The 22,389-nt window shown below is 44.6% G+C and carries 20 protein-coding genes; 10 read left to right on the forward strand and 10 right to left on the reverse strand.

What is annotated here, in order from left to right:
* The first annotated feature begins 126 nt into the window (after positions 1 to 126).
* The 3 genes from GF401_18925 to GF401_18935 all read left to right on the forward strand — a co-directional run bounded on the left by GF401_18925 (position 127) and on the right by GF401_18935 (position 3,265).
* Positions 127 to 807, forward strand: coding sequence for a hypothetical protein (locus GF401_18925; GenBank protein ID MBD3347132.1), 681 nt, complete (start codon positions 127 to 129; stop codon positions 805 to 807).
* A 147-nt stretch (positions 808 to 954) separates the two neighbouring features.
* Positions 955 to 1,167 carry a hypothetical protein gene (locus GF401_18930; protein MBD3347133.1) on the forward strand — a complete coding sequence of 71 codons (213 nt, stop codon included), beginning with the start codon at positions 955 to 957 and terminating at the stop codon, positions 1,165 to 1,167.
* A complete protein-coding gene (locus tag GF401_18935) occupies positions 1,124 to 3,265 on the forward strand; it encodes a hypothetical protein (protein MBD3347134.1) in 2,142 nt (713 codons plus the stop codon). Before GF401_18930 ends, GF401_18935 begins: the two co-directional genes overlap by 44 nt.
* 17 nt (positions 3,266 to 3,282) lie before the next feature.
* On the opposite strand, the gene GF401_18940 is transcribed toward GF401_18935, so the two are convergent.
* From GF401_18940 to GF401_18965, 6 genes are all read right to left on the reverse strand, one after another.
* Positions 3,283 to 4,152 (reverse strand): tetratricopeptide repeat protein, encoded by an 870-nt coding sequence (locus GF401_18940; protein ID MBD3347135.1) that lies wholly within the window; start codon positions 4,150 to 4,152, stop codon positions 3,283 to 3,285.
* Positions 4,127 to 4,558: a hypothetical protein gene (locus GF401_18945; GenBank protein ID MBD3347136.1), complete on the reverse strand. Its 432-nt coding sequence runs from the start codon at positions 4,556 to 4,558 to the stop codon at positions 4,127 to 4,129. Before GF401_18945 ends, GF401_18940 begins: the two co-directional genes overlap by 26 nt.
* Positions 4,555 to 4,902 (reverse strand): anti-sigma factor antagonist, encoded by a 348-nt coding sequence (locus GF401_18950; protein MBD3347137.1) that lies wholly within the window; start codon positions 4,900 to 4,902, stop codon positions 4,555 to 4,557. The genes GF401_18945 and GF401_18950 overlap by 4 nt, the downstream gene beginning before the upstream one ends.
* Before the next feature lie 245 nt (positions 4,903 to 5,147).
* The gene (locus tag GF401_18955) at positions 5,148 to 5,810 is read right to left on the reverse strand and encodes a hypothetical protein (GenBank protein MBD3347138.1); all 663 of its coding nucleotides are present in this window, start codon (positions 5,808 to 5,810) and stop codon (positions 5,148 to 5,150) included.
* A gap of 73 nt (positions 5,811 to 5,883) precedes the next feature.
* The gene (corA, locus tag GF401_18960) at positions 5,884 to 6,954 is read right to left on the reverse strand and encodes a magnesium/cobalt transporter CorA (GenBank protein MBD3347139.1); all 1,071 of its coding nucleotides are present in this window, start codon (positions 6,952 to 6,954) and stop codon (positions 5,884 to 5,886) included.
* Positions 6,955 to 6,971: 17 nt separating this feature from the next.
* Positions 6,972 to 7,916 carry a mechanosensitive ion channel gene (locus tag GF401_18965; protein ID MBD3347140.1) on the reverse strand — a complete coding sequence of 315 codons (945 nt, stop codon included), beginning with the start codon at positions 7,914 to 7,916 and terminating at the stop codon, positions 6,972 to 6,974.
* A gap of 477 nt (positions 7,917 to 8,393) precedes the next feature.
* On the opposite strand from GF401_18965, the gene GF401_18970 reads away from it, so the two are divergent.
* From GF401_18970 to GF401_18980, 3 genes are all read left to right on the forward strand, one after another.
* A complete protein-coding gene (locus tag GF401_18970) occupies positions 8,394 to 9,461 on the forward strand; it encodes a galactose-1-epimerase (GenBank protein ID MBD3347141.1) in 1,068 nt (355 codons plus the stop codon).
* Between the two features lie 716 nt (positions 9,462 to 10,177).
* The gene (locus tag GF401_18975) at positions 10,178 to 10,597 is read left to right on the forward strand and encodes a hypothetical protein (GenBank protein MBD3347142.1); all 420 of its coding nucleotides are present in this window, start codon (positions 10,178 to 10,180) and stop codon (positions 10,595 to 10,597) included.
* 166 nt (positions 10,598 to 10,763) lie between these two features.
* Entirely contained in the window at positions 10,764 to 12,026 is a 1,263-nt protein-coding gene (locus GF401_18980) for a transaldolase (GenBank protein ID MBD3347143.1), read from the forward strand.
* A 49-nt stretch (positions 12,027 to 12,075) separates the two neighbouring features.
* Here the strand turns inward: GF401_18980 and GF401_18985 are convergent, their stop codons facing one another.
* Together GF401_18985 and GF401_18990 are read right to left on the reverse strand one after the other, a co-directional pair.
* Positions 12,076 to 12,984: a hypothetical protein gene (locus GF401_18985; GenBank protein ID MBD3347144.1), complete on the reverse strand. Its 909-nt coding sequence runs from the start codon at positions 12,982 to 12,984 to the stop codon at positions 12,076 to 12,078.
* Positions 12,981 to 15,092 (reverse strand): DUF255 domain-containing protein, encoded by a 2,112-nt coding sequence (locus tag GF401_18990; GenBank protein ID MBD3347145.1) that lies wholly within the window; start codon positions 15,090 to 15,092, stop codon positions 12,981 to 12,983. The genes GF401_18985 and GF401_18990 overlap by 4 nt, the downstream gene beginning before the upstream one ends.
* A 127-nt stretch (positions 15,093 to 15,219) precedes the next feature.
* Between GF401_18990 and GF401_18995 the strand changes: the two genes are divergently transcribed.
* On the forward strand, positions 15,220 to 15,927 hold the full coding sequence (locus GF401_18995) for a DUF1573 domain-containing protein (protein MBD3347146.1): 708 nt from the start codon (positions 15,220 to 15,222) through the stop codon (positions 15,925 to 15,927).
* A 629-nt stretch (positions 15,928 to 16,556) separates the two neighbouring features.
* A complete protein-coding gene (locus GF401_19000; GenBank protein ID MBD3347147.1) occupies positions 16,557 to 17,036 on the forward strand; it encodes a hypothetical protein in 480 nt (159 codons plus the stop codon).
* 405 nt (positions 17,037 to 17,441) lie between these two features.
* On the opposite strand, the gene GF401_19005 is transcribed toward GF401_19000, so the two are convergent.
* The gene (locus tag GF401_19005) at positions 17,442 to 18,467 is read right to left on the reverse strand and encodes a hypothetical protein (protein MBD3347148.1); all 1,026 of its coding nucleotides are present in this window, start codon (positions 18,465 to 18,467) and stop codon (positions 17,442 to 17,444) included.
* Between the two features lie 402 nt (positions 18,468 to 18,869).
* Between GF401_19005 and GF401_19010 the strand changes: the two genes are divergently transcribed.
* A complete protein-coding gene (locus GF401_19010) occupies positions 18,870 to 20,009 on the forward strand; it encodes a hypothetical protein (GenBank protein ID MBD3347149.1) in 1,140 nt (379 codons plus the stop codon).
* A gap of 137 nt (positions 20,010 to 20,146) precedes the next feature.
* Here GF401_19010 and GF401_19015 read toward each other — a convergent pair whose 3' ends face one another.
* Positions 20,147 to 21,055, reverse strand: coding sequence for a hypothetical protein (locus GF401_19015; protein MBD3347150.1), 909 nt, complete (start codon positions 21,053 to 21,055; stop codon positions 20,147 to 20,149).
* 245 nt (positions 21,056 to 21,300) lie between these two features.
* Here GF401_19015 and GF401_19020 point away from each other — a divergent pair, with 245 nt between their 5' ends.
* Positions 21,301 to 22,317, forward strand: coding sequence for a hypothetical protein (locus tag GF401_19020; protein MBD3347151.1), 1,017 nt, complete (start codon positions 21,301 to 21,303; stop codon positions 22,315 to 22,317).
* Positions 22,318 to 22,389 lie beyond the last annotated feature (72 nt).

The following is a 22,389-nucleotide window of genomic DNA, read 5'->3' on the forward strand; positions in this document are numbered from 1 at the left end:
AAAATGGAGACTGCACCCATATTTTATATAAATATTATTATACGATCAAGAAATTTCCAATGTTTAAACGCTTATAAACTTTCGGGTGTGATGCTGAAAAACGATGGTATACATAGACATTTCCTTATGAAGACAATAGCAAAAGCTGCAGAATTATTTCTGGTAACGGGATTACTTTCCGGAGTATCAGAGGCCATAACACTTGATGCATCGAGCAACTCAGGTGCACAGACAAATGTTAGCCAGATCTCCTGGAACCACACGATCGGCAGCGGCAACAACAAATCGCTGATTGTCAGCACATTTGCATGGGACAATATCGGACACGATTTAATAGTCGACAGCATAAAATATGCCGGTCTCAAATGCGCCAGAGCAGCGTCGGAATCAGCGAGCGATGAAGGTGATACCAGCGCTGTTTCGATGTGGTATTTACTGGATGCAAACCTGCTTTCGGCGGGGACGTACGAAGTGAGGATATATTTCCGTGGGATCATCGGAAGCGGATGTGCCTCTGCAATATCGCTGAATAACGTCTTGCAGGCCGCGCCCCAAGATGTAGATTCCACAATTCAGGCAGGAATGCTTTTGAGTGCTATCACAACCTATTCCACTCCGCTGACCGACCGCGCCTGGTGTATCGATGCACTGGTCACCCAGTGCGTAACGGCGCTGAATGCTGCCCCGCCGCAGACTGAGCGTGCTGAGGTATCCTTTGCAAATGGAACGGGAGGGATGAGCACACTTGAAGTCAGCCCGGCAGCGCAAACCGGCATCGGGTGGAGCTATGGAGTAAATTGCGCGTAGCAGGCGCATATTGTTTGTGCCTTTGCGCCCACACCGGTTACTGTCAATTATCGCTCGATTGGTACCAGCACGAATACTCTTTATTCAACCGGTACCATTCAAATTCCGGAAGGTACCGACAGCCTTAAATACGGCAACGGCGCGAGCTTGCCCGACAATGTCGGCGCCGGCGATCTTGTTCGCTGGACTGATGGCGAAGGCTATGATACGGTATATATCAAAAAGAAGATTAATTCGACAACCGCAGTCATTCATAGTATCCATGGGGGAACCTCCGGCTCATTTGCCTTTGCAATAAATCACTCTTACAACAAGTTTGCAGGCCTGGGAAAACGCTCGCAACGGCAATCTTGTCAATGATAACCGCCGCGAGATCGGTATCTGCTATAATGACGGGCCCTTTGGTTCTGGAATTATTATTGAAGGGGGAACAAGCAACGATTCCTGCTATATGCATCTGACAGTTGCCGAAGGGCATCGGCATAACGGCACGCGGGATACCGGTGTCGTGATCGATCTTACTACCGATGGTGTTGCCGTTGAGATCGGTGATGATTATACGCGGATCGAATGGCTCCGGATCACCGACTGGAGCGAAAGTGGAGATGATGGATTACGAATTACAGGCGTCAGTACGATCCTGAATCCTCTTGTCCAGTATGTTATCATGCATGACAATCCCGGCGCGGGGAATGCCATAAATGCAGATGGCGGAACAGGAACACGAACGCCGACGTTTCGTAATTGCATTATTCATGATGTCGGCGGTGACGGGATTATCGCATTCGGCTCTGGAACCAGCATGAAAATTCATAATTTCACGATCCATAATCCGGGGCTTTTCGGTGTTCATATCCGTGACGGCAATACCAGTGAAGTACGAAATGTTATCGTTACCGGCAGTGACAGCACATGTTTTTATACCCATAACAGCTCAAACTATTCTCCTGCATCCAATAATATCAGCTCCGACCAGTCCGCCCCGGGAACCGATTCTCTCCGGAATGCATCACCTATCCAAATTTATGTTGATCCTTCACGTGGAGACCTGCGCCTTGCTCCCGGATCGCCGGCTATCGATAGGGGAGCTTCAGTTGCGGGTGTAATTGATGACATCGATGGCGACTCCAGACCTTTGGGGGGGACGTGGGATGTTGGCGCAGATGAATATAACGTGTCCAAAGTTCCTCCGGCAAATGCGGTTATCACGCCGGGAGACACAGCGATTTCCGAAGGCGCCTCGATTACCTTTACAGCATCTGCCGACGGGGTGGTAACCACGTATCAATGGCTGCATAATGGTTCTCCTGTTGGATCGAACCAGTCAACCTATGCGATAATGAATGCCGGTTCATCGCACGCCGGAGTCTACAGGGTGGCAGTTTCCAATGCAAACGGTACGGATACGGCGGAAGCCGTGACACTGACAGTGGTGAGTCCGGTTACCGTCACTTTGCACCCATCACCCCCCGATACCACACTCGACCATAACGCCGGACATTTCATCACCTATTCCGTTTCAGTGACCGGTGGCGGGGGAACACTGGGCTATCACTGGCTCAAAGACGGCGTCCCGATGTCAGGAAAAACTTCGTCGAGTCTTACGCTTACCAATGTGCAGTACTCTGATTCAGGCTCCTATTCCTGCCGGGTATATTTCGGGGGCGATACGGTGGAGTCATCAGCGGCACGGCTCCGGGTGGGATTTGCGCCTGCTATTACGGCCGATCCGGTTGCACAGACAGTCCAGGAATATCAACCCGCTTCGTTTTATGTGACCGTTTCGGGAACAGCACCTTTTACATGGCAATGGTACAAAAACGGCGATTCGATAAGTACCAGCACAAATCCAACCGCCGATGATTCGGTGTTGTCATTGCCCATATCCTCGTTGACCGATTCGGGCTATTACAGTGTCAAGGTTAGCAATGAAAAGGGAAATGACTCTTCTGCGGCTGCGAAGCTGACCGTAACGCACCGTCCCCCGGTAATCAACCTTCAGCCAAAAGATACAACGGTCGCACAGGATGCACCGGTCTCTTTTTCATGCGATGCCGCAGGCTCTGCGCAACTGACATTTACCTGGATCCGGTATGATGGGGGAATCGATACCGCTGGAACCGGAAAAACACTCACCATTCCTGCCGCGGCACATGCCGACAGCGGGGATTTCTTTTTCTGCGTGGTCTCCAATGCTGCGGGCGTGGATACCAGCGATACCGTGCATTTTCATGTTGTGCCCCCGGTAAATGCATTTTTTAAAGTAAGCGATTCGATTGGTCCGTCACCCTTTAAATTGACACTGACCGACAGCTCAACCGGAAACAACAGCATGACATGGTATCCCGGATTTGATTCACCGATGGCGGCAGGGATGTATATTTTGCAGATAAAGGCTTTTGATACAAGGGGTAAACTGACAGGGAAGTATAAGACCCGACTGACATCTGTAAGGTGAAAATGATTTTCTCGTGACTATCCACCAAACCGTTTTGTGGGTTTGAACCGTCGATCCTGCTTTTCCCACTTCTGGCTGTCGGGCAAATTAAATTCCGGATATCGTTCGATCATCTGTTTGTGGTTTTCCCGTATGAAATACTTATCAAGATCGCCTTTTGGATCGAGATTCAGGTAGCGATTTGACCACACCATCGCCGATTCGGGAATTTCTTTGTAAAATCGATAGAGTACATAGAGATTTTTTGCAGCCACCGGATTGTCGGGATCCAGAGAAAAGACCGTTTTCAGCTCCTTTTCGGCCAGGTCGTAGTTGCCGGTTTTGACATACAGTGCCGAAAGATCGATATGAGCGGGAATATATTCATTTTCCAGTCGAAGGACTTCAAAGTATTCCGATTCAGCTCTGGAAAACCATCCTTTTTCGAGGTAAAGACGGGCTGTGTAATATCGGGCTTCTCTGTTGTCGGGGTCGGCTTGAACAGCTTTTTTCAGGTAATGTTCGGCTTTATCTGCTTCCGGGCATGAAAGCCAGTCGTCAACATTTGCGCCATAATTTTTCCAGTTTTCTTTTTCTTGCCGTTCCCAGGCTCTGGCCAGCCATATCTTTCCATATAAGGTGTAGAGCTCACTCATATTATTGCTTTTCGGCTCGATTTTGCTTATCACCGCAAGTGCTTCATCATACTTCATTTCTTTAAAGAGTCGCTCGGAATTTGCAAGGCTCGGAGACCACCGCCCCAAAATAAATTTAATGGAGAAAAAGGCTACTATACTGAACAGGGCACAAATAAGACCGATAAGAATAATAGCCGGAGACGATATCCCTTTTTGTGATGGTATTGTTGACTTGGACATTTTTTTATTCGACAATAATTTTAGCAACATCACTCAACGATATTCTGAAAACACCGTCTTTTGTTTTACCCGCAATACTTGGTACTACACAGATATAGGCCTTTGGTTCCGAAAGACCAGGCTTCGGCCTGGTCGATGATTCGAACGCTTCACCCGATTTCAGGTTGATTTTTGTAAGAAGATAATAGAGTTGACGTTCAAATTGAACCATTTCCGAAGGATCGATCTGAATCTCTTCGACCTCTTTGAGCTTGATATATCGTATTGTTTCATGCTGAAGGATCTTTAGGTTTTTGCCCTCGGCAAGCCCCATACGTTTGACCTCAACATTGAAATCGGCGTGATTGAATATTGTTCCTTCAATACCGCATCCGGATAAAAGAAATGCGGAAACCGAAAAAAATATAAACAATAAAGAATGCATGCGATGTATCATGCGGGTATTCCCTTGTCCTTTAAAAACTCTTCTTCGGATTTATAGGTTTTAATCAGACGGGTAATTCCTACCATCTCGAGGACCGTGCGCACCTGGTTTTCTTCGGCAATTATATAAATAGATCCATTATTCTCCTGAACATCGCAGAGACAGTGAATGAAAATACTGATACCGGCGCTGTCGAGATATGTGGTCCGTTCCAGATTAAAAACGAAATGATGAGTCCCTTCACTAATCAGCCCGGATATTTCATTATCGAGCTCTTTGGTGCTTACTTCGGTATCGATATTCCCGATAATATGGACCATTTTGAATTTACCCTTGTCTTCTAATTCATACTGCATGCAATACCTCCTTGTTTATTGATTATACATTATTTCACGTTCAAAAAATAAGTGAATGTAACCAAGACTTTCTTCAAAAAAATTTTCAGTAAGTACCCATCCCTCCCGCTGCATTCTTGCAGTTACCGACTCAACTTCATCAAAAATTCTCTTCGGGCTGCGTCTGAAACCGACACGGATCTTTCGTTCGGCTGTTTCTTTCATAGCGTAAGGATGAGGTTAAGGTTGAGTATTGGTTATGTTCGTTACCAGTTTTCTTCGTTTAATGCCGGACGAAACGCCGGAATTGAGTTATAGGCTTCCTGTAAGGCACCCCAGATAAATTCGGCGTCTCCCTCTGTTCCATTCAGGATGTTACCAACCGTTGAGATTCGCCATACGACTTCTGTGTTTTCGATGTCCCATAATTCTGTTTCACATCGCAATGTTTTCTTGATATTGCGTTCGAAGTCTCGAATGGTAGCACTGTTTTTTATACTCGTTACCAGAAGATAATCGGCTTTCATATGTGCCCAAACCGAATCGCTGGTCTGGGCGGCGAGAACATCTCCTTCAAAAAGAGCCCCATAGAAGCTGTTGAGAGCCGCTTTGTCATGAGCAGAATAATAGGTGGATTCAAAGTGATTTCTAAAAACAAATTTCAGGTCGGGGCGCCGTTTCAAAAGCCACTGGGCTTGCCTTGAGGGGGAAAGCATGCCTGTCGTATCGAAACCATTTTCCAGGGTAACCGGGAGCAGTAGGATTGTCCGGTGAGAAAAATCGGCCCCATCAAAGTCGTCCGATTGGTACAGTAATTTCGTGGCATAGCCTGCTCGAGACGCACAGCCTGTCATTACCGCAACAGCCACAATTATTCCTATGTATCGATACAGCCTGATTTTACCCGGATTCCCGTTTGTGTTTATCACCTGATTTTGCCTCGTATCTCCAACCCCGTCAGCTATTAATTATATAACCAATTGCCAATAAAATCAAAGGTTTTCAGAATTTCTTGATCTTGAAATAGAGGATCATTGTCAGGGCTGTGGCAGCCATGAGACCCAGGGCTCCGAAATAACCCCAGCGAAGTTCAAGTTCGGGCATATACTTAAAATTCATACCGTAAACGCCGGCAATAAATGACAGGGGGATAAAAATGGTGGCAATTATTGTGAGAACTTTCATGACTTCATTCATTCGATTACTCATGATGGTGATGTACATGTCAAGTAGTCCCGCGAGTACTTCTCTGAATGTTTCGAGGGTTTCGATCACCTGGATGGTATGATCGTAGAGATCGCGAAGAAAGGGGACAGTAGTTTCATTGATAAAATTTGATTCATGACGCATGAGTGAATTGACGACCTCCCGCAGGGGCCAGATCGATCGTCGCAAAAGAATAACTTTCCGTCGAATTGCATGAATTTTAGCCGAGGTTTCGGATGAAAAGTCGCTGATAACTTCGTTTTCCAGTATTTCAATCTCTTCTGCAAGATTTGCCATCACATTGAAATAATTATCCACAATAGCATCCATGAGCGCATAGGCCAGATAATCGGCACCCATTTTCCTAATTCTTCCACCGCTTTTTCTGATCCTCTCCCTGATTATATCAAAGACATCACCATGATGTTCCTGAAAGGAGAGAACAGTGTTTTTATTCAGTATCAGACTGACCTGTTCGCTCTGGATATGACTATTGCCCGGTACCTGGTAGATCATTTTAAGGACAAAGAATAGATAATCGTCATGTTCTTCCATTTTAGGACGCTGGTTGATATTACAGATATCCTCGAGTACCAGGTCGTGCAAAGAAAAGGTATCGCCAACAGATTGCATCAGGGAAATATCACCCAGACCATCGATATTGAGCCAGACTATTGAATCATTCTTTTTGCATTCTGAGAAATCTCTTTGGGTTATCTCCTTTTCCTGCATCTGATCCGGATTATAGCGGAACATACCAATACGAACCGACTGCGATTTGAGCTCTTCTTCCGGAACAAGTGTTCCTGGTGGAAGACCTATGTTTTTGTCATACCATCGAAAGAGACGCAATCCGGATTTAATCATCGGCTCCAGTGGATTCATCACTCGGTCCCCTTCAGGGATTCGGTATTCTGATTTTCCTGATTTTTTACCATCAGGGGATTAATTTCTTCTCCCCAGTAGATCGTGCGATGGGGGAATGGTATTTCGATACCCCGTTCGTCAAAAATCTTTTTGAGTCTCCGGCGATATTCCCGTCCGACAGCCCATTGCATGATCGGTTTGGTTTTCAGCCGTGCTTTGACTACCACCGCACTGTCGCTGAAAGAATCGACGCCGAAAATTTCAATCGGCGCGATTATTTTATCTTTATATTCGGGATCTTCTTTCATTTCATCGGCTATTTCGATCATGATATTTGTTACAATATCGGTATCTTCCTTGTAGGCAACACCGATATCAAATACCATGGCCGACCATTCCTTTGTCATATTGGAAAGACTGTTGATTTTACCATTTTGAAAGACATGGACCACGCCGGAGAGGTCACGAAGGACCGTGGTGCGTAAACCGACATTTTCCACCAGGCCGCCTGTGCCGTTAAGAATGGCAACATCACCGGTCCTGATCTGATTTTCGAGAAGCATGAAAAAACCTGAAATGATATCCCGGACAAGTTCCTGAGCACCGAAACCGACTGCTAATCCCGCTATTCCCGCACCAGCGATAAGGGGCGCGATATCGATTCCAAGCTTCTTGAGTAAAAGCATAAGTATCATTGCCCAGATAACTATTCTCAAACTCGTGCCAAGAATACCGATCAGGGTGTCGGTCCGTTTTTGGGATTCAACAACATCGATATTATTGCTTTTCTCAATGCGGAGATACATCAACTTTTTAATTCGAACAAGCGAAAATTTCAGGGCTTTCAATGCAGCAACGGCAACAACACAGATGATAATAAATGAGGGAGCTGCTATGATGATACGCTCTATAATATCCTGGCCGACCGACTGCCAGAATTCGGATGTAAGCCATTCTTCCATAATACCGGAATCCTTTCATCGAATTTCATTCCCCCGGGATAAGATGGGGAAAACCGGGTACAATTATAATTGTTTAGTGAATCAAAATAGTTATGTGCAGGGTTTTTATTCATTTTTTGGAAAATATAAAACAGAATAGTTCGGCAAAGGGTGGGACTCATTTATTTTATCGGCAAATCGACGACAATAAAAGGGTGGAAGGTTCGGAGTTACAGAGCACGAAAAGAAAAGCAGATATCGGCGGTTTTTCAAATCATTTCCAATTAAATTGCAAAACAGCACCAAGTGTGTTTGCAGATTTCTTTCGGGCTTTTCTGCTAATCAGTAAAGGTGCTGTTGTTTTATGGCATGGAAATAATATTTTATAGCCCTTCGGTCGATTGCCACATTGAGGGAGTAGCGACCGGCATGCAGTGTGTTGCATGTTTAAACAGGTAATGTATGTATTAATTCATATAATCACGAAAGGGCACTACCATGAGTATTTCCGAAAAAAGTTGCGGCTTTCAGCACGGCGGTAAGGATGTTAAACTCTACACATTAACAAACAAAAAGGGCATGGTTGCAGAAATCAGCAACTATGGCGGTATTGTGACCCGTCTCCTGGCCCCCGATAAGTCGGGGACTATGGCCGATATTGTCCTTGGCTATAACGACATCCAGGACTATATCAAGGCAACACCCTATTTCGGCTGTCTTGTCGGACGGTACGGCAACCGTATCGGGGGAGGCACATTTGAGCTGAATGGAGAAACATACTCACTGGCGCTCAACGAAGGCGGTATCCGACACCTCCATGGGGGAGAGAAAGGTTTCGATAAGGTGGTCTGGGATGCAGAGCCGGTCGAAAGAGAAAATGAAAATGTTCTGCGATTGACCTATGTCAGCCCCGATGGTGAAGAGGGGTATCCCGGAACGCTTTCGGTGCAGGTCGATTATCGCTTGACCGACAACAACGAGCTTGCAATCGATTATACCGCCACAACCGATAAGGACACGGTTGTCAACCTGACTCATCATTCTTATTTCAACCTTGCCGGTGACGGCTCCGGAGATATCCTCGATCATATCGTTCAGGTCAATGCGACAAAATATACGCCGGTCGATTCGAATCTTATCCCTACTGGAGAAATCGTGCCGGTTGCAGGAACTCCGCTGGATTTTACCACGACACGAAAAATCCGTAACCAGATCGGACATGATTTTGAACAATTGAAATTTGTCGGCGGCGGCATCGATCATAATTATGTGCTCGATAAAAAGAATAACGAAATGTTGCTCGCGGCCAAAATAAAAGAACCCACCACCGGACGCCTCCTTGAGGTCTATACCACCGAGCCGGGCATGCAGTTTTATACAGGAAATATGCTTGATGGTACCTTGAGGGGGAAAACCGGAAAGATCTACGAAAAACATGCAGGATTTTGCATGGAAACTCAGCATTTCCCCGATTCTCCCAATAAACCAGAGTTCCCATCAACCGAGCTGAAATCCGGGGAGACCTATCGGCACAACACTGTCTATCGATTCGGAGTGGAGCAATAAGGCGCTGAAATCGTTTCTGCCCCCGGTTTTCAGTATTCAAAACCGGTACTCATAAATTCGCTTGTTTAATCCATTCTTCAGGAGAAGTCGCCATATGCTATCCTTTCTTCGGTAATAAAGTATAATAGTTTTTTAATTCCAACACTTTTCATTTTATAAACCGAATATTATTTTGTTGGTGGATATCATTCATTAAAAAAGGCTGGAAGGAGTGATATCTCACCAATTTTATACAAGTGTAAACACATTTGTATTAAAGTAAGGCTTAATGGAAAGTGCTGCAATACATTTAAAGCAGACAACTAACACAGGCTCTGCGCCTCCTTTACACGTTGTAGTTAAAATTTAAATCGGAAATGCTCTTTCCGCATTCTTATAGTGTATGACGGTATAATCAGGTATAGGGGACGACAAAATGCATAGGTATATTAAAAGAAGTTTATCTTTTTTGTTTATAGTTCTGATTTTGATTTCAGGATTAAATTCTTGCACTGCGTACAATAATCATCTTGAAGTATCTAATCTTGAAAAAATTAACGAGTTCCATCGGGAACAGGCAACAGATTCACTCCAGGCAAAGGCGGAATAATCTGCTGATATTATCACTGAATTCCCCGACAAGATCAGTAGATTATATTGATTGAGGGGGAACGCGGGGAAAAGGAACTATTTTATTAATCCAGCATCCAGTATCCGATAACCGGCGTCTATCACTTATGGAACATCGCTACGACCCTTTCAGAGATGAAAAGTACGATTTTTCCGAAGATTCAGATTCTCTTCGGGTAAAATCGGTGGGGGAGAGTTATTTCCTGCAGAATAACCAGCATGTGTCGGCGCGGAGGGCCCGGAATCGGCTCCATCATCACTACAATCTCAAAAAAGAACCTAAAGATTATTTCGGTACCATGAAAAAGGCTGCCGATGAGACAAATAAAAATCTCGAAAAAAATGATTCGCCCTTTCGAATTGCTATCTATCAGGAAAACGATGATGTCATTATCGATCTGATACAGCTCGATAAAGGGGGGCATATTGTTAAGGAAACCCACAAAAATATTACCCACGAAGATTTCTCTGTCTGGATCGATGATATCGTAAAGGCTGAAGGGCTGTTCTTTGACGGTACCGCGTAAGCTAAATGAACTCCGAAATTTTTGTCTTTATATACATTTCTGTTTTCGGTTGAATACCGTTCCCCCCGATAATGCTCATCCGGCATATATGCCACCATCCGGCATAATAGTTGCTTCTTTTTTGTTTCCATTTATTGTTGAAATCTAAACCTATAAGGAGGCGGAAATGCTTAATACTATTGACGCGGTAGCTGTGCCCGATCAGAACATTATCGATGAAAGTGAAGATTTCCTTAAAAACAGTGTTGATTTAAATGTACCTCCCAAAGAGTATCCTGATGATCAGTTTTGGGCCGGTTTGCGTGCTGTGGGAAGTGAATTGTGGCTGGATACCGGCGATATGGAGGGCGCCGCACAACTATGGAATAAAGAATTTTCGGCTCTTACGACTAACAATACGCTTCTTAATAAAGAAATCCAGAAGGGGATTTATGATGATATTATTCTTGAGGCCAATAAGCTGGTTAAGGGCCTCGATGAACTGCAGCGGATTGTTGAGATAGCCTTCATCCTCAATGCTCATCATGCATTACGCCTGGTGCAAAGATTTGGGGCACAGGTAAGCGTGGAACTTCATACCGCACTCGCTCATGATCCCGAGGCAACAGTTCTCTATGCGCAGCGTTTTCACCGGATTTGTCCCTCGAACTTTATCATAAAAATCCCCCACACACCATCAGGCCTTCTTTCGACCCGAAAAGTTCGCGATCTTGGCATTCCAGTCAATTATACCCTCGGATTCAGTGCCCGTCAGAACTATATCGCAACAGCGATGGCTCATCCGAGCTATGTAAATGTTTTTCTGGGGCGGCTCAATTCCTTTGTTGCAGACAACAGCCTTGGAACGGGCGATATGGTGGGAGAAAAAACAACGCTGGCAAGCCAGGAGGGGGTACAAAAAGTATCTCAACAGAACAGGGGATCAACCCGTCAGATAGCTGCAAGCATGCGTGCTGCTTCTCAGGTAGCCGATCTTGCCGGTGTCGATGTCTATACCATGCCGGTCACTGTAGCTTCAGCAGCTAAGAAAGAGCTTGACGGTCATTGGGAATCAAAACGTCATGAGGAATACAACGTAGCATTAAATCCCGATGTACCGGCAGGAGAACTTCACCTTGAAAAGCTCTGGGAAATCAGCGAAAAAGAGGAAAATTTTGTTCGTGATATCAGAGAAAATATGCCTGCTGATGAGCGGGAATTGCTTCAACAGCTCAAAGATGCCGGTATCCATGATTTCTTTCCGGAAATGAGTGGTGAAGAATCGGCAACGATCATTGCAGACGGAAAAATACCTCAGTATACAAAATGGCGGGGCCGGATAAAAGAGGAAAATCTCTCCGTTGATTCCCTGATAAATATGGCCGGCCTCGGTTCCTTTACGACCGATCAGGCTTCCCTGGATAACCGTATCAGGAAGCTTATTTCGTAATTCGATTGGATCGAGAATCGTGGGAACCGGGACATTGCGCAGGCTGCTTTCAGCGGGTAGTTACTCCCAGCTTTTGTCGCAGGTACAGGTGCTCGTTTCCATTTTGACGCCAATATGGTTCGCGGTGTGATTCCATTAGCCGACCCGTGGAACCATCGGATTTTATCCAGGAAAGTATCCGGTGGGGGTATGATGCTTCAACCCATACCAACGTATTTTGATCTCCATATTTCCACCGGAAGGGAACGGCTGCAGTATTTCCCGAGGGGGAAGGATGTACCGCCTTTTTCCCCTTTGTGAGTATCGCATCCACTATGGCATGTAATTTATGATTTTTCCGGCGTTTCCAGGCTGAAGGGATAAGTTTGAGTGATTTCTTTTCTCCCCTTTTCAGGTACGGCCCCTGCAGCTCACGGATTTTAATCCAGAGATTCTCTTCTGTTTCGACAGTATCGTGGTGAGGTATGGAAAGCGCTCGTTCTCCTTCCGATTCAAAATAGGAATAGAGTGCAATGTCATAGGTGCGATCGTTTCGTATGGCTCTTTCAAATACCGTCCCGCACCATTCCTGGCTGGTAAAGGAGACTTTCATTGTGGCTCCCCGGGCAATATCCCTTTTCTTTTCCACAGAAGAAAAAACCGATGTCATAACACTGTAATTATATATTCCCGTAGGAAAACGAAGGATATCGTTTAATTTCAGTACTCTGATTTTTTTGTTTTCAGGAAGTTTTTCATCGGGTTTAATATATGTTGCAAGCCGCATCGGTTCGGTCACAAAAACCATCACCCGGACCCCTTTGCGAAGTTCACCATACCGTTCTTCAGAGATGGAATAGGTCGATATTTCAGCATTGCCGTCATACCAGAGATCGGTAAAAGGGCCCGAAAAGAGAGTAGTGGACAGAAAAAGAGAAAAAAGTGAAATTTTATGAGAAGTTCTTGATATAGTCATCATTCTCCTTCTGAAGAGGTTAACTGTTCTATTAATCCTTCGCTTGTAGTAACCGGATTTTTACAACTAAAATTGCTGCACACATACGCGGTAGTCCGGTCGGAAATCATTGGCTTCGCCTTAAGCAGGGGTATTTTTGATACTATATCAAAAGCTGATTGACTTTGAGGGTCAACAAAGGCGATCACTTTGTTGGGAATAAACTGAGAATGAATGGTCCTCAGCATGGCACAGGTATCCGGTGATTCTGCATTTCCGATAAGGGCTATTTCTCTGGGAGGGTTGAGGTAGAAATCTTCTGCAGTAAGAAGGGTCGCGCTGATGAGCGGTGATGTGGTGACCTGCCCGGAGAAACGGACCAGTAGTTCTTCTGCTTTTTTGAAATATTCCTTATTATCGAATAGTTTGGCGCATCGAAGAAGAACCTGTGCTGCAATCGCATTACCGGATGGGAGTGCTGCATCACTGACGGATTTCGACCGGCTGACAGGATTATCATGACAGGTTGCCGTAAAGTAAAAACCATGGCCCTGGGGATCGTAAAAATCTCTGATCATGCTATCGGCAATTACCCGCGCCCGGTGTAACCAGTCAGTCTCGAATGACGATTCATATAGATCGATGAGTGCAGAACAGAAATAGGCATAATCATCGAGGAAACCGGCCTGTTTGACGGTGCCGTTTCGGTAGATGCGGTAGAGTGTGTTTTCGCGGAAAAGGGTAGAAGAAATAAAATTTGCCGCTTTCACCGCTGCATCAAGATACTGTTTCTCTTCAAGTATGCAGTATCCATGGGTCAATGATGATATCATCAGGCTGTTCCATGAGGTAATAAGCTTGTCATCTTTACCGGGAGGTGCTCGTTTGCTGCGATGGGCATAAAGTTTTGTATGTGATTCATTTATTACCTTTTCCAATTCATGTATGGGTATCGAATGTTTCTTTGCAATCGCTTCTTTACTTTTTGTTATATGAGGTATATTCTTACCTTCCAGATGAGGTTCTCGAGCATCGAAATTTCCCTGTGAAAGGATGGAATAGTAGTCTGCTGCAATACTGCCTTTTTCTTCACCTAAGAGATCAACAAATTCATTGTAATCCCATACATAGAATGCACCTTCTTTACCTTCACTGTCGGCATCCTGGCTCGAATGAAATCCCCCGGTGCTGTTGGTCATGTCCCGAAGGACATAATTGAGTGTGTCGACGGCAATTTCTTTGTAGAGCGGCTTTTTTGTTGCCTGAAATGCATGAAGATAAATGCTACTGAGAAGAGCGTTGTCATAGAGCATTTTTTCGAAATGGGGGACCAGCCATTTCCTGTCGGTTGCATATCGATGGAATCCGCCGCCGATATGATCATAGATGCCGCCCATTGCCATGTTTTTGAGGGTGAGCTCGGTCATGGTAAGGTAAGCGCTTTCTTTTTTCGAACTATACTGGCCTAAAAGAAATGACAGGACAGGTGCCTGGGGGAATTTCGGGGCAGTGCCAAACCCTCCGAACTGGTTGTCAAACAGTTCTTCAATCTTTTCAAGTGCATTTTTGAGCATGGAATGGGTGGGCATTTGGCCGGGCACGGTTTCATCTGTTTCCGATTTCCTGATCGAGTCGAGAACCATTTCGGAGTTTTTTATCATACTGTCTTTCATTTCTTTCCAGGCCTTTGCAATGCGAAGGAGAAGGGTTTTAAACCCGATAAGTCCATAGGCATCGGTTGGAGGAAAATAGGTGCCGCCAAAAAACGGTTTAAGGTCGGGAGTCAAAAACACAGTCAGGGGCCATCCTCCCTGGCCGGTCATGTGCTGGACCGCTGTCATATAAGTAGAATCAAGGTCGGGGTTCTCTTCCCTGTCTACTTTAATAGAGATGAAATTTTGATTGAGGATGGAGGCTGTTTCTTCGTCCTCAAAAGATTCCTTCTCCATAACATGACACCAGTGACAGGCACTGTAGCCGATCGAAAGAAATATCGGCATATCTTCTTTCCTAGAAAGCCCCAGCGACCTATCATTCCAGGAATACCAGTCTACCGGATTGTGTGCATGCTGAAGAAGGTAGGGGCTTGTTTCGTGGATCAGTTGATTTGTATGGACCTGCGTTTCATTCATTTTGCACCCTTTGAATAACAATGATTTGTGATGCTCTTATTATATAAAAGCGAATACCATGCCAATAATATGGAATATTTTATTTTATTTTCAGTTCTTTTAATAATATTTCAGAGGGGAAGTATTTATGAGAGTTTTCGTTTTTAGTTACCTTCTATGGCTTGGCAGTGTATGTACGGTCCATTCGGCGCCGGAAATTTCATTTGAGAAGACCGATTACCACTACGGCACGTTCAAAGAACGGGCCCATGAGCGCATTTCTTATTCAATTGCCGTAGGGAACAAAGGCACTGAAACAATGAAAATTAATGATGTTCGCAAGAGCTGCGGATGCACCGATGTGACGTATGATACACTGATTAAGCCTGGAAAGACAGGCCATATCAAGCCGGTGATCGATTTGAAAGGTATTCGGGGCATGATGACCAAAAGTGTGACGGTGCTGTCCAACGATCCTGAAAAACCGTCGCAAAAAATTCATTTAAAAGCATACATAATTCCTTTTGTACATATTCAGTCTCGGTATATCCGACTTGTAGTCGGCAATAATCCGAAAAAGGTGGACGTGTTCATCAAAGCGGATATAAAAGATTTCAAGGTTACCGATATGTACCTTTACAATATGAATAAGGGTGAAGATAAGGGGCGACCGATTTCCATACCTTTCAAGCTGTCTTCTCTCAACAAAAAAGATAAACATGGAACGCATCAATACCGTCTCTCCCTGCCCCCACCGTCGTTGAATGATTCGGTTTACGGCATCTTTGTGCTTAAAACAAATCACCCGAAACGACCTGAAATACGCGTACAGGGGGCGGTAGAGGTAGTGAGGTAAGCGAGGACATCCAAGAATCTGAGTGTTTTCCTACATTGAGCAGTGATAACGCTTTGTTCCTGTCAAGGTGAAATATGTTATACAAACTTTTTATTGCCGGTTCGGACAGGGGCATAATCCCTGCATCGCCTACGGAAATTGAAAGAGGACCGTCGATTGTGGATATTTTGGCATCGTCGAAAGGTTCATAATCCTGGACTTTGATATACCCTCCACCACCGGATGCACGTGACATGAGAATATGGCCGTCGGGAGCAGGTATTGTCTTGATACAACCGAAGAATAAAAACAACATGATAAAAATGGATTTACTGAATAACAAAATTACCTGTTTCATATTCATTGCGGCACTGCTTTTTTTGTGATATGATGGAGAAAGGGTATCTGGAATTGTTTCAACAGAGGTAATGGAAAGGTGCTTTTTGCCTTTTTTGTGCCTTCAGGTACTCTTGTCAATATATCAGTTTGTGGCGAACAGATCAACAGAAAACTTTCACATTCTGTTGTGTCCGGGCATTGCAATTCTTTGCAAAACAACGCGGGACCTGCCGGTAATTCTTTGTTTTCTTTTGGTTCAGCAACTATTTTGTCTTGGGAGTCAACCAGGAGAATATGAGGTGCGAGTAAGAATGAAATTGATATGTATGTTTGCTGTGGGTACACTTTTACTCCTATCCTGCGGTATTGTAGGACCGGCTGAAGATCAACCGGTAGATTTTGAGAAAGTTAATATCTATTATGAAGACTCCACGGGAAGCGTGCATTATACCTCCGACTCGGAAGATGATGCATCGCTCGAGGCAACCTCGATTGCCTCTGATGACAGTCTTACCGAAAATGATTCTCTCGTATTGCATGAACGGGCCGATACACTTATTGTCGAGCATATTGTTTATGCATTGAAACTTGGTTACAGCCAAACCGATGAAAAACAGCTTCGAAGCTGCTTATGGGACGAATTTAATATTGCCGAAAAAACAGAAAAGGAATTTGCCAAAACAACAAAATCCGATACCATATCAGGAACGGTAACCGCACAGATAACCCTCTCAAAAGAAAATCTCACCGATATTCTGGAGTGTAACGCCAACACCGCGTCAAATAATTGACCGTTATATTTCAAGAAAATTTTACCTTAAAATTGCCGTTTAAAGCCAAAGAGGGCCGATTTATACAAATCGGACATTGATGTCCTTTGTTTTTTGTTGATTTCATCATATTTTTTAATCGAAGTTACAGAAAAGAAAAAACAAGGATAATTATGAATAACGCAGAAGTACTGATACATTTTCTTGCCATGATCACAACTCCTTTCAGTCGCCTTAGCATTTTGAGTAGTGACTTACCTTCTTCCCTAGCCTAGCAGCATGTAGTGCCTCAGAAAAAGACGTAGGTGCTATATGTAGAAAAGGAGCGAATCCTCTCGCTCCTTTTTCTTTTTTCAAAAAACGTGTTGCATAGAAAACTTCAGTAAGCCGGGGCACTAAGTCTTTTAGGCATTATTATAAGGCGTTTTACTGAATACTTGAAATAAAATTCATTGTTCCTTTCATTTCACGAATAGCATAAGCTCCGGAGGAGAATTTTTTCAGCTGTTCCCGGCACTCGGGCGTTCCGCCTTCTATTTTACCGATAAGCCTGCCTTGCAGGGAATAGATAAGAAAGACTCGGTCGGATTTTGTGTGAGTCAGATGGTATTGCAGGGGGCGTGATGAGGTGGCGCTGGCAGATAGGTCGTGTATCTGCTCTACCGCACCGCCGTCACCCCGGCAGATCAAGGTCAGTTCCATAGGGTTTTCAACTCCTGTGGGAACCGTAAATTCGATTTCATTTCCCGATCCGATTGCTATTTCACTAAGATTATCGGAATTGGCGTCATAGGCCCAGGAGATATTGTCGCCTTCAGCCTTGAGCGTAATGGTGCTTCCCATAGCAAGTACCTGCGATTGATCCGGTTCTATGATCGATGTTGGTGTTGCATTGGGATTGGTTGGAGCGTCGGGCCGCGAGGAACCGTCGAGATATATGGCAAAACAATCGATTTTTACCCCCTTGGACCGTCCGGCGATCGACAGGGTATGACTGCCTGCGCTGAGCTGCAGTTCATGTTTGATAACCCCATGCTGCGGCTCCCACCTGTTATTCCAGATCCAGGTATCCCAGGAGCCCTTGACCATTGTTTTTGACCAGCTGTCGTTATCCATTTTTGTCCAGATATCATTACACTGATCATAGGCTTCACCCTCACACACGCCTTCATGGTCTCGGCGACCGCGAAAGTCGATAATATATTTGCCTGCTGAAGATAGCGAAAAGGTGTACTCCAGGATGCCTTGTTTATCTCGCGTAATGGTACTGGTTTCAGTCCAGTTGAAATAGCCGGTTCCACTGAAATCGGACTTATCGGTGGAAAGCTCCCAGGGTGCCACCGCGGGAATCGATTCAACTTCGATATAGTGGCTGGTCTGTGAATAGGCATTGTGCGCAGTACAGAGAACTGCAACAAGAACCGGCAACAGTACCGTGTAAGATAATCTCATTTCCCCTCCTTTTGAAGATGATACTTAACGGGATTGCTGATTGATGATAAAAACCATTAGTAAGATTCCTTTTTATTTATGCATTTAATCGTATTGACTCTCCCCGGTGGTTTGAAAACGCTGTTATTAAAATATAAGAAAAAACATTCTGTATTGCATAATAATTTTTACAATTATTTTATGAAATATCATTTTATGAATCCATTAAAGCTTAATAACTTATTTAAAATTAATGATTTAACTGGGTTTAAAAAATTTACAATATAAATGTTGACAATGCAATTTTTTTTCCTTATCTTATTATACAAGATTATCGGAGAAGCTATGAAATGCTCATTTTTGGCTATACAAAGAAATTTTAAGCGGTTTAATATATCAAAGAATAAACAGGAGGAGAGGAGCATGAAGAAGGTATTTTTATTTGCAGTTGCGGTAATTACCGGTGGAGTATGCGTTGTTCAGGGAAGTGACAGCGATCTTGAGAGTATTATGATGGGTGCGCGGCTTCTGTATCAGCAGAATAGGAAAGCGTATTATATGGAAGTGGGTGAGTGGCAAAGGAAGCATATCTGTGATAATGTCGATAATAAAGATGCTTTGAAATGGGCCGGAACCGGCGACCGGGTGCTGATTGCAACAGGTTCATCGGTAAAGGTTGTCGATATTGAAACAAAGGATATTCTCTATGAGAGAGATAATCTGAATATTAATAGAAGCACCAATGCAAATACGGCTGCGGAAATATCATACGACGCCAAAACAATTTATTTTGTTCAGGGGAATAATATTAATGCGATAGACATTGGAGGCAATAACATTTGGACTATTTTTACAACATCCAGCAGCAATAAAATCCGGGAGGGTGAATTCTGCGTTTCATCCGACGGCAATCGCTTTGTGGGACGATATTCCAACAATCGGGCTGTGTATATCGATATTGCCAAAGACCTCCAGGGGGATTTTGCCGATGAGTGTTCGCCTGCCATTTCTCCGAGTGGGACAAGGCTTGCCGTCAATCAAGGAGGGCACCGGGAGATCGCCACCTATAAATGGGAACTCGACGACAATGAGCCTTCATACTGGCGAAATGTAACATCGAGCGTTGGTCAATGGGACAATCATACCTGGTCGAACCATGAAGACTACTATCTTGGAAGAGGCGATCCCGGCGATGCCAAGATTGTCAATATCCGAACACAGGATAGTTATTCATTCGGTCACAGCACAAACAGCAATTATCCCGACCTCTGGATACCGGCTTCCGCCGGCGGGGTGGTTCCGCAGCAAACGTTTTCAGTTTCAAAGCATATCTCGTCGGGCCCCTCCCGTTCACATTCTCGCACTACACACAAAATAACACCGCTTAGCACGAGCAATATCACCGTCAATCCGGGGGTGATCTGTATCCAGGTTCTCAGCCTGACAGGAAAGATTGTTTATTCTGCAAATATCAGCCAGACTCATAGCGAACGGATAATCCAGTTACCGGCGCGTCTTACCAATGGAGCTTTTATTCTTGTTCAGGAAAGAATGAAGAAATAGGTATTCCTATGCGCAGAGACAAGCATCATGGAGCATCGGTAAAAATAATCATTTCGCTGCCGAATTCAACACCGATGACGGCATCGGGGGTGAATGGATTCGCTTTGGAGCTGGAAGTAAAATTCGGGGGGTTTTGATTACTCTCCCGGCTGTATCCTGAACATCAAACCCGAACCGAACTGGACCGGTTCCCGGTAACCGGTGTAGTCGGTTTTGAAGGGGAATGCTACATAGGAGTTTAAGTAAACGTACCGCAAAAAAACCAAACTCATTCCGGTATAAAGCGAAAAACAGTTTTCGAACAAGATGTCTCTTTTAGTCATATCGATTGACCGGAGGCTATAGGGCTGCCGTTTCTGCTGGGCGCCTAAAAATATCCCCAGCGGCTCGATTATCTGAAACCGCCCCACCAGCATGGTCCTTTCCGTGAAACCGATTTCGTGAATTGATGCCCCGGTGAGCAGCAGCGAATCGGCAACCACTCTCGATTCACCGTTAAGGGTAAAAAGCATTATCTCCGGCCTGATTGCAATCGAAAATCTTCCAATTCCTGCAGATAAGCGGAAAAACCATCCAAATTCAAAAATATTCTTATTGAGTATCGACTGGCCGGGTACACTGCTTGATACATCGCCGGTAGAGATATCGATCAGCAGTCCGGTGGTCAAAAAATCGAGGGGTGAAATGGCTGCAGATATATTCATAGTATGGCGAGTCAGATAGGATTTTGAAATACTCCGAATTGACAGCGTAGTAAAATCATCACTCACATAGGATGATTCTTTAAATGATCGCACTCCAGGATACTGCAGTGCATATTGATAGTTAAAACTCGCGGAAATTTCACCCTTTTCGGCTTTTTTACCATCGTCGACAGAACTGATATGGGGGATTCGGCGAATATCAAGATATTCATCCCGCATGAAATGTTTTGGAGCAGGCTGGCTGCATGCAATAATGAGCAAAAGACCGACAGGCATAATCAAGCTCAAGACCGATCTAAGGGCACTATTGTATGGATAAGTATCCCGGCGTCTATTCAGCATAATTTCTCCTTCGACCATCAGGAAGGGGGGGTAATCGTTTCATTCCAAAAATAGGAATCCCGACTGGAAAAAAACAAGAAAATTCGTCACAAAGGACATTGAGGTCCGTTTGTTAGCCGTAAAGTTGTAACTAAAAAAAAATAAATGACATTTTTATGTACTTCATACATACCACTTCAATAAATATCAGTAAGATATACAATGGTAAACCGCTTAAATGTCTTTGGTTTCTGAAAGGATAAAATATGGTCAAAAAGCATGCGCCGTGCGTCATGTTGGTGTTTTTATGTATTGTAACGCTCTCCTATGCAAACAAAATGATTGTACTGAATCCCTACGAGAATGTTGATTGGTCACGATGTGGCCGGTATAAAGCGAATCTTCATACCCATACGACCGAAAGTGACGGCCGCATGGCGCTGTCGGAGGTCATTGACGAATACTGTAAACGGGGATATTCAATCCTTTCGATTACCGACCACGATGAATTTACCTGGCCCTGGACCTGGTGGGGCTGTGATCCCGACTCGGTGGGGCTGATCGATATTCCCGGCACTGAAGCTTCGAGCCATCACCATATAAACAGTTTCTTCTGCGATTACAACGGTTCTTCGGGCGATATTGAAACCTCACTTTCGATTATCGAGCAAAAGGGGGGACTCGCTCAGATCAATCATCCCGGAAGATATTTTTTCAAGTCGATTTCGTGGTATAAACGTCTCTACGATACATACGATATCCTTGTGGCTATGGAGGTATTTAACCAGGGCAATCGGTATCCTTATGACAGAGAAACATGGGATAAGCTGCTAGCCCGAACCATGCCTGAACGTCCGGTTTGGGCGACATCGGGTGATGACATGCATAAAAGGGAGCATCTCGGAAAAAACTGGCAGGTCATGTTGACCGAAAATGGTGTGCTCGACAGCAGCAACGTTCGCAGTGCTTTTAAAAATGGACAGTTCTATATATGCTACGATAAATCCGGGACCGGAGAGAATAGTGTCAATATCGATTCGATTATCGTTGAAAATGGTTCAATTAAAGTGTATGCCGAATGTGCAGATGAGGATATTCGGTGGATCAGTGAGGGGCGTGAGGTTCATCGGGGGGGAATCCTTTCTCTGGATGACGCCGGGACGCTGGGAGTCTATGTGCGGGCCGAAATTCATGGGCCCAACGACGCCCGAACGCTTACGCAGCCCTTTGGACTCGATGAAAAAATAGAGCATAGTGTCAGTTCTGCACGCAATATCCGGTAACGCCGGATCAGAAAAATAAAGATTCTCTCAAATCTCGTATAATGAGTAGCTGTTCAAAAAAGCCTTCTCGAA

It is taken from the genome of Chitinivibrionales bacterium (assembly GCA_014728215.1).
Classification (GTDB): domain Bacteria; phylum Fibrobacterota; class Chitinivibrionia; order Chitinivibrionales; family WJKA01; genus WJKA01.

What these genes read in the sequence shown, in the direction of transcription:
- GF401_18965 (MBD3347140.1), bottom strand. Translation starts at nt 7,916, where the DNA reads ATGGAAGAATGGCTTACATCCGAATTCTGGCAGTCGGTCGGCCAGGAT.
- GF401_18925 (MBD3347132.1), top strand. Translation starts at nt 127, where the DNA reads ATGAAGACAATAGCAAAAGCTGCAGAATTATTTCTGGTAACGGGATTA.
- GF401_18940 (MBD3347135.1), bottom strand. Translation starts at nt 4,152, where the DNA reads ATGTTGCTAAAATTATTGTCGAATAAAAAAATGTCCAAGTCAACAATA.
- GF401_19020 (MBD3347151.1), top strand. Translation starts at nt 21,301, where the DNA reads ATGGTCAAAAAGCATGCGCCGTGCGTCATGTTGGTGTTTTTATGTATT.
- GF401_19000 (MBD3347147.1), top strand. Translation starts at nt 16,557, where the DNA reads ATGAAATTGATATGTATGTTTGCTGTGGGTACACTTTTACTCCTATCC.
- GF401_19010 (MBD3347149.1), top strand. Translation starts at nt 18,870, where the DNA reads ATGAAGAAGGTATTTTTATTTGCAGTTGCGGTAATTACCGGTGGAGTA.
- corA (MBD3347139.1), bottom strand. Translation starts at nt 6,954, where the DNA reads ATGATTAAATCCGGATTGCGTCTCTTTCGATGGTATGACAAAAACATA.
- GF401_18950 (MBD3347137.1), bottom strand. Translation starts at nt 4,902, where the DNA reads ATGCAGTATGAATTAGAAGACAAGGGTAAATTCAAAATGGTCCATATT.
- GF401_18985 (MBD3347144.1), bottom strand. Translation starts at nt 12,984, where the DNA reads ATGATGACTATATCAAGAACTTCTCATAAAATTTCACTTTTTTCTCTT.
- GF401_18980 (MBD3347143.1), top strand. Translation starts at nt 10,764, where the DNA reads ATGCTTAATACTATTGACGCGGTAGCTGTGCCCGATCAGAACATTATC.
- GF401_19015 (MBD3347150.1), bottom strand. Translation starts at nt 21,055, where the DNA reads ATGCTGAATAGACGCCGGGATACTTATCCATACAATAGTGCCCTTAGA.
- GF401_18970 (MBD3347141.1), top strand. Translation starts at nt 8,394, where the DNA reads ATGAGTATTTCCGAAAAAAGTTGCGGCTTTCAGCACGGCGGTAAGGAT.
- GF401_18945 (MBD3347136.1), bottom strand. Translation starts at nt 4,558, where the DNA reads ATGATACATCGCATGCATTCTTTATTGTTTATATTTTTTTCGGTTTCC.
- GF401_19005 (MBD3347148.1), bottom strand. Translation starts at nt 18,467, where the DNA reads ATGAGATTATCTTACACGGTACTGTTGCCGGTTCTTGTTGCAGTTCTC.
- GF401_18975 (MBD3347142.1), top strand. Translation starts at nt 10,178, where the DNA reads ATGGAACATCGCTACGACCCTTTCAGAGATGAAAAGTACGATTTTTCC.
- GF401_18995 (MBD3347146.1), top strand. Translation starts at nt 15,220, where the DNA reads ATGAGAGTTTTCGTTTTTAGTTACCTTCTATGGCTTGGCAGTGTATGT.
- GF401_18990 (MBD3347145.1), bottom strand. Translation starts at nt 15,092, where the DNA reads ATGAATGAAACGCAGGTCCATACAAATCAACTGATCCACGAAACAAGC.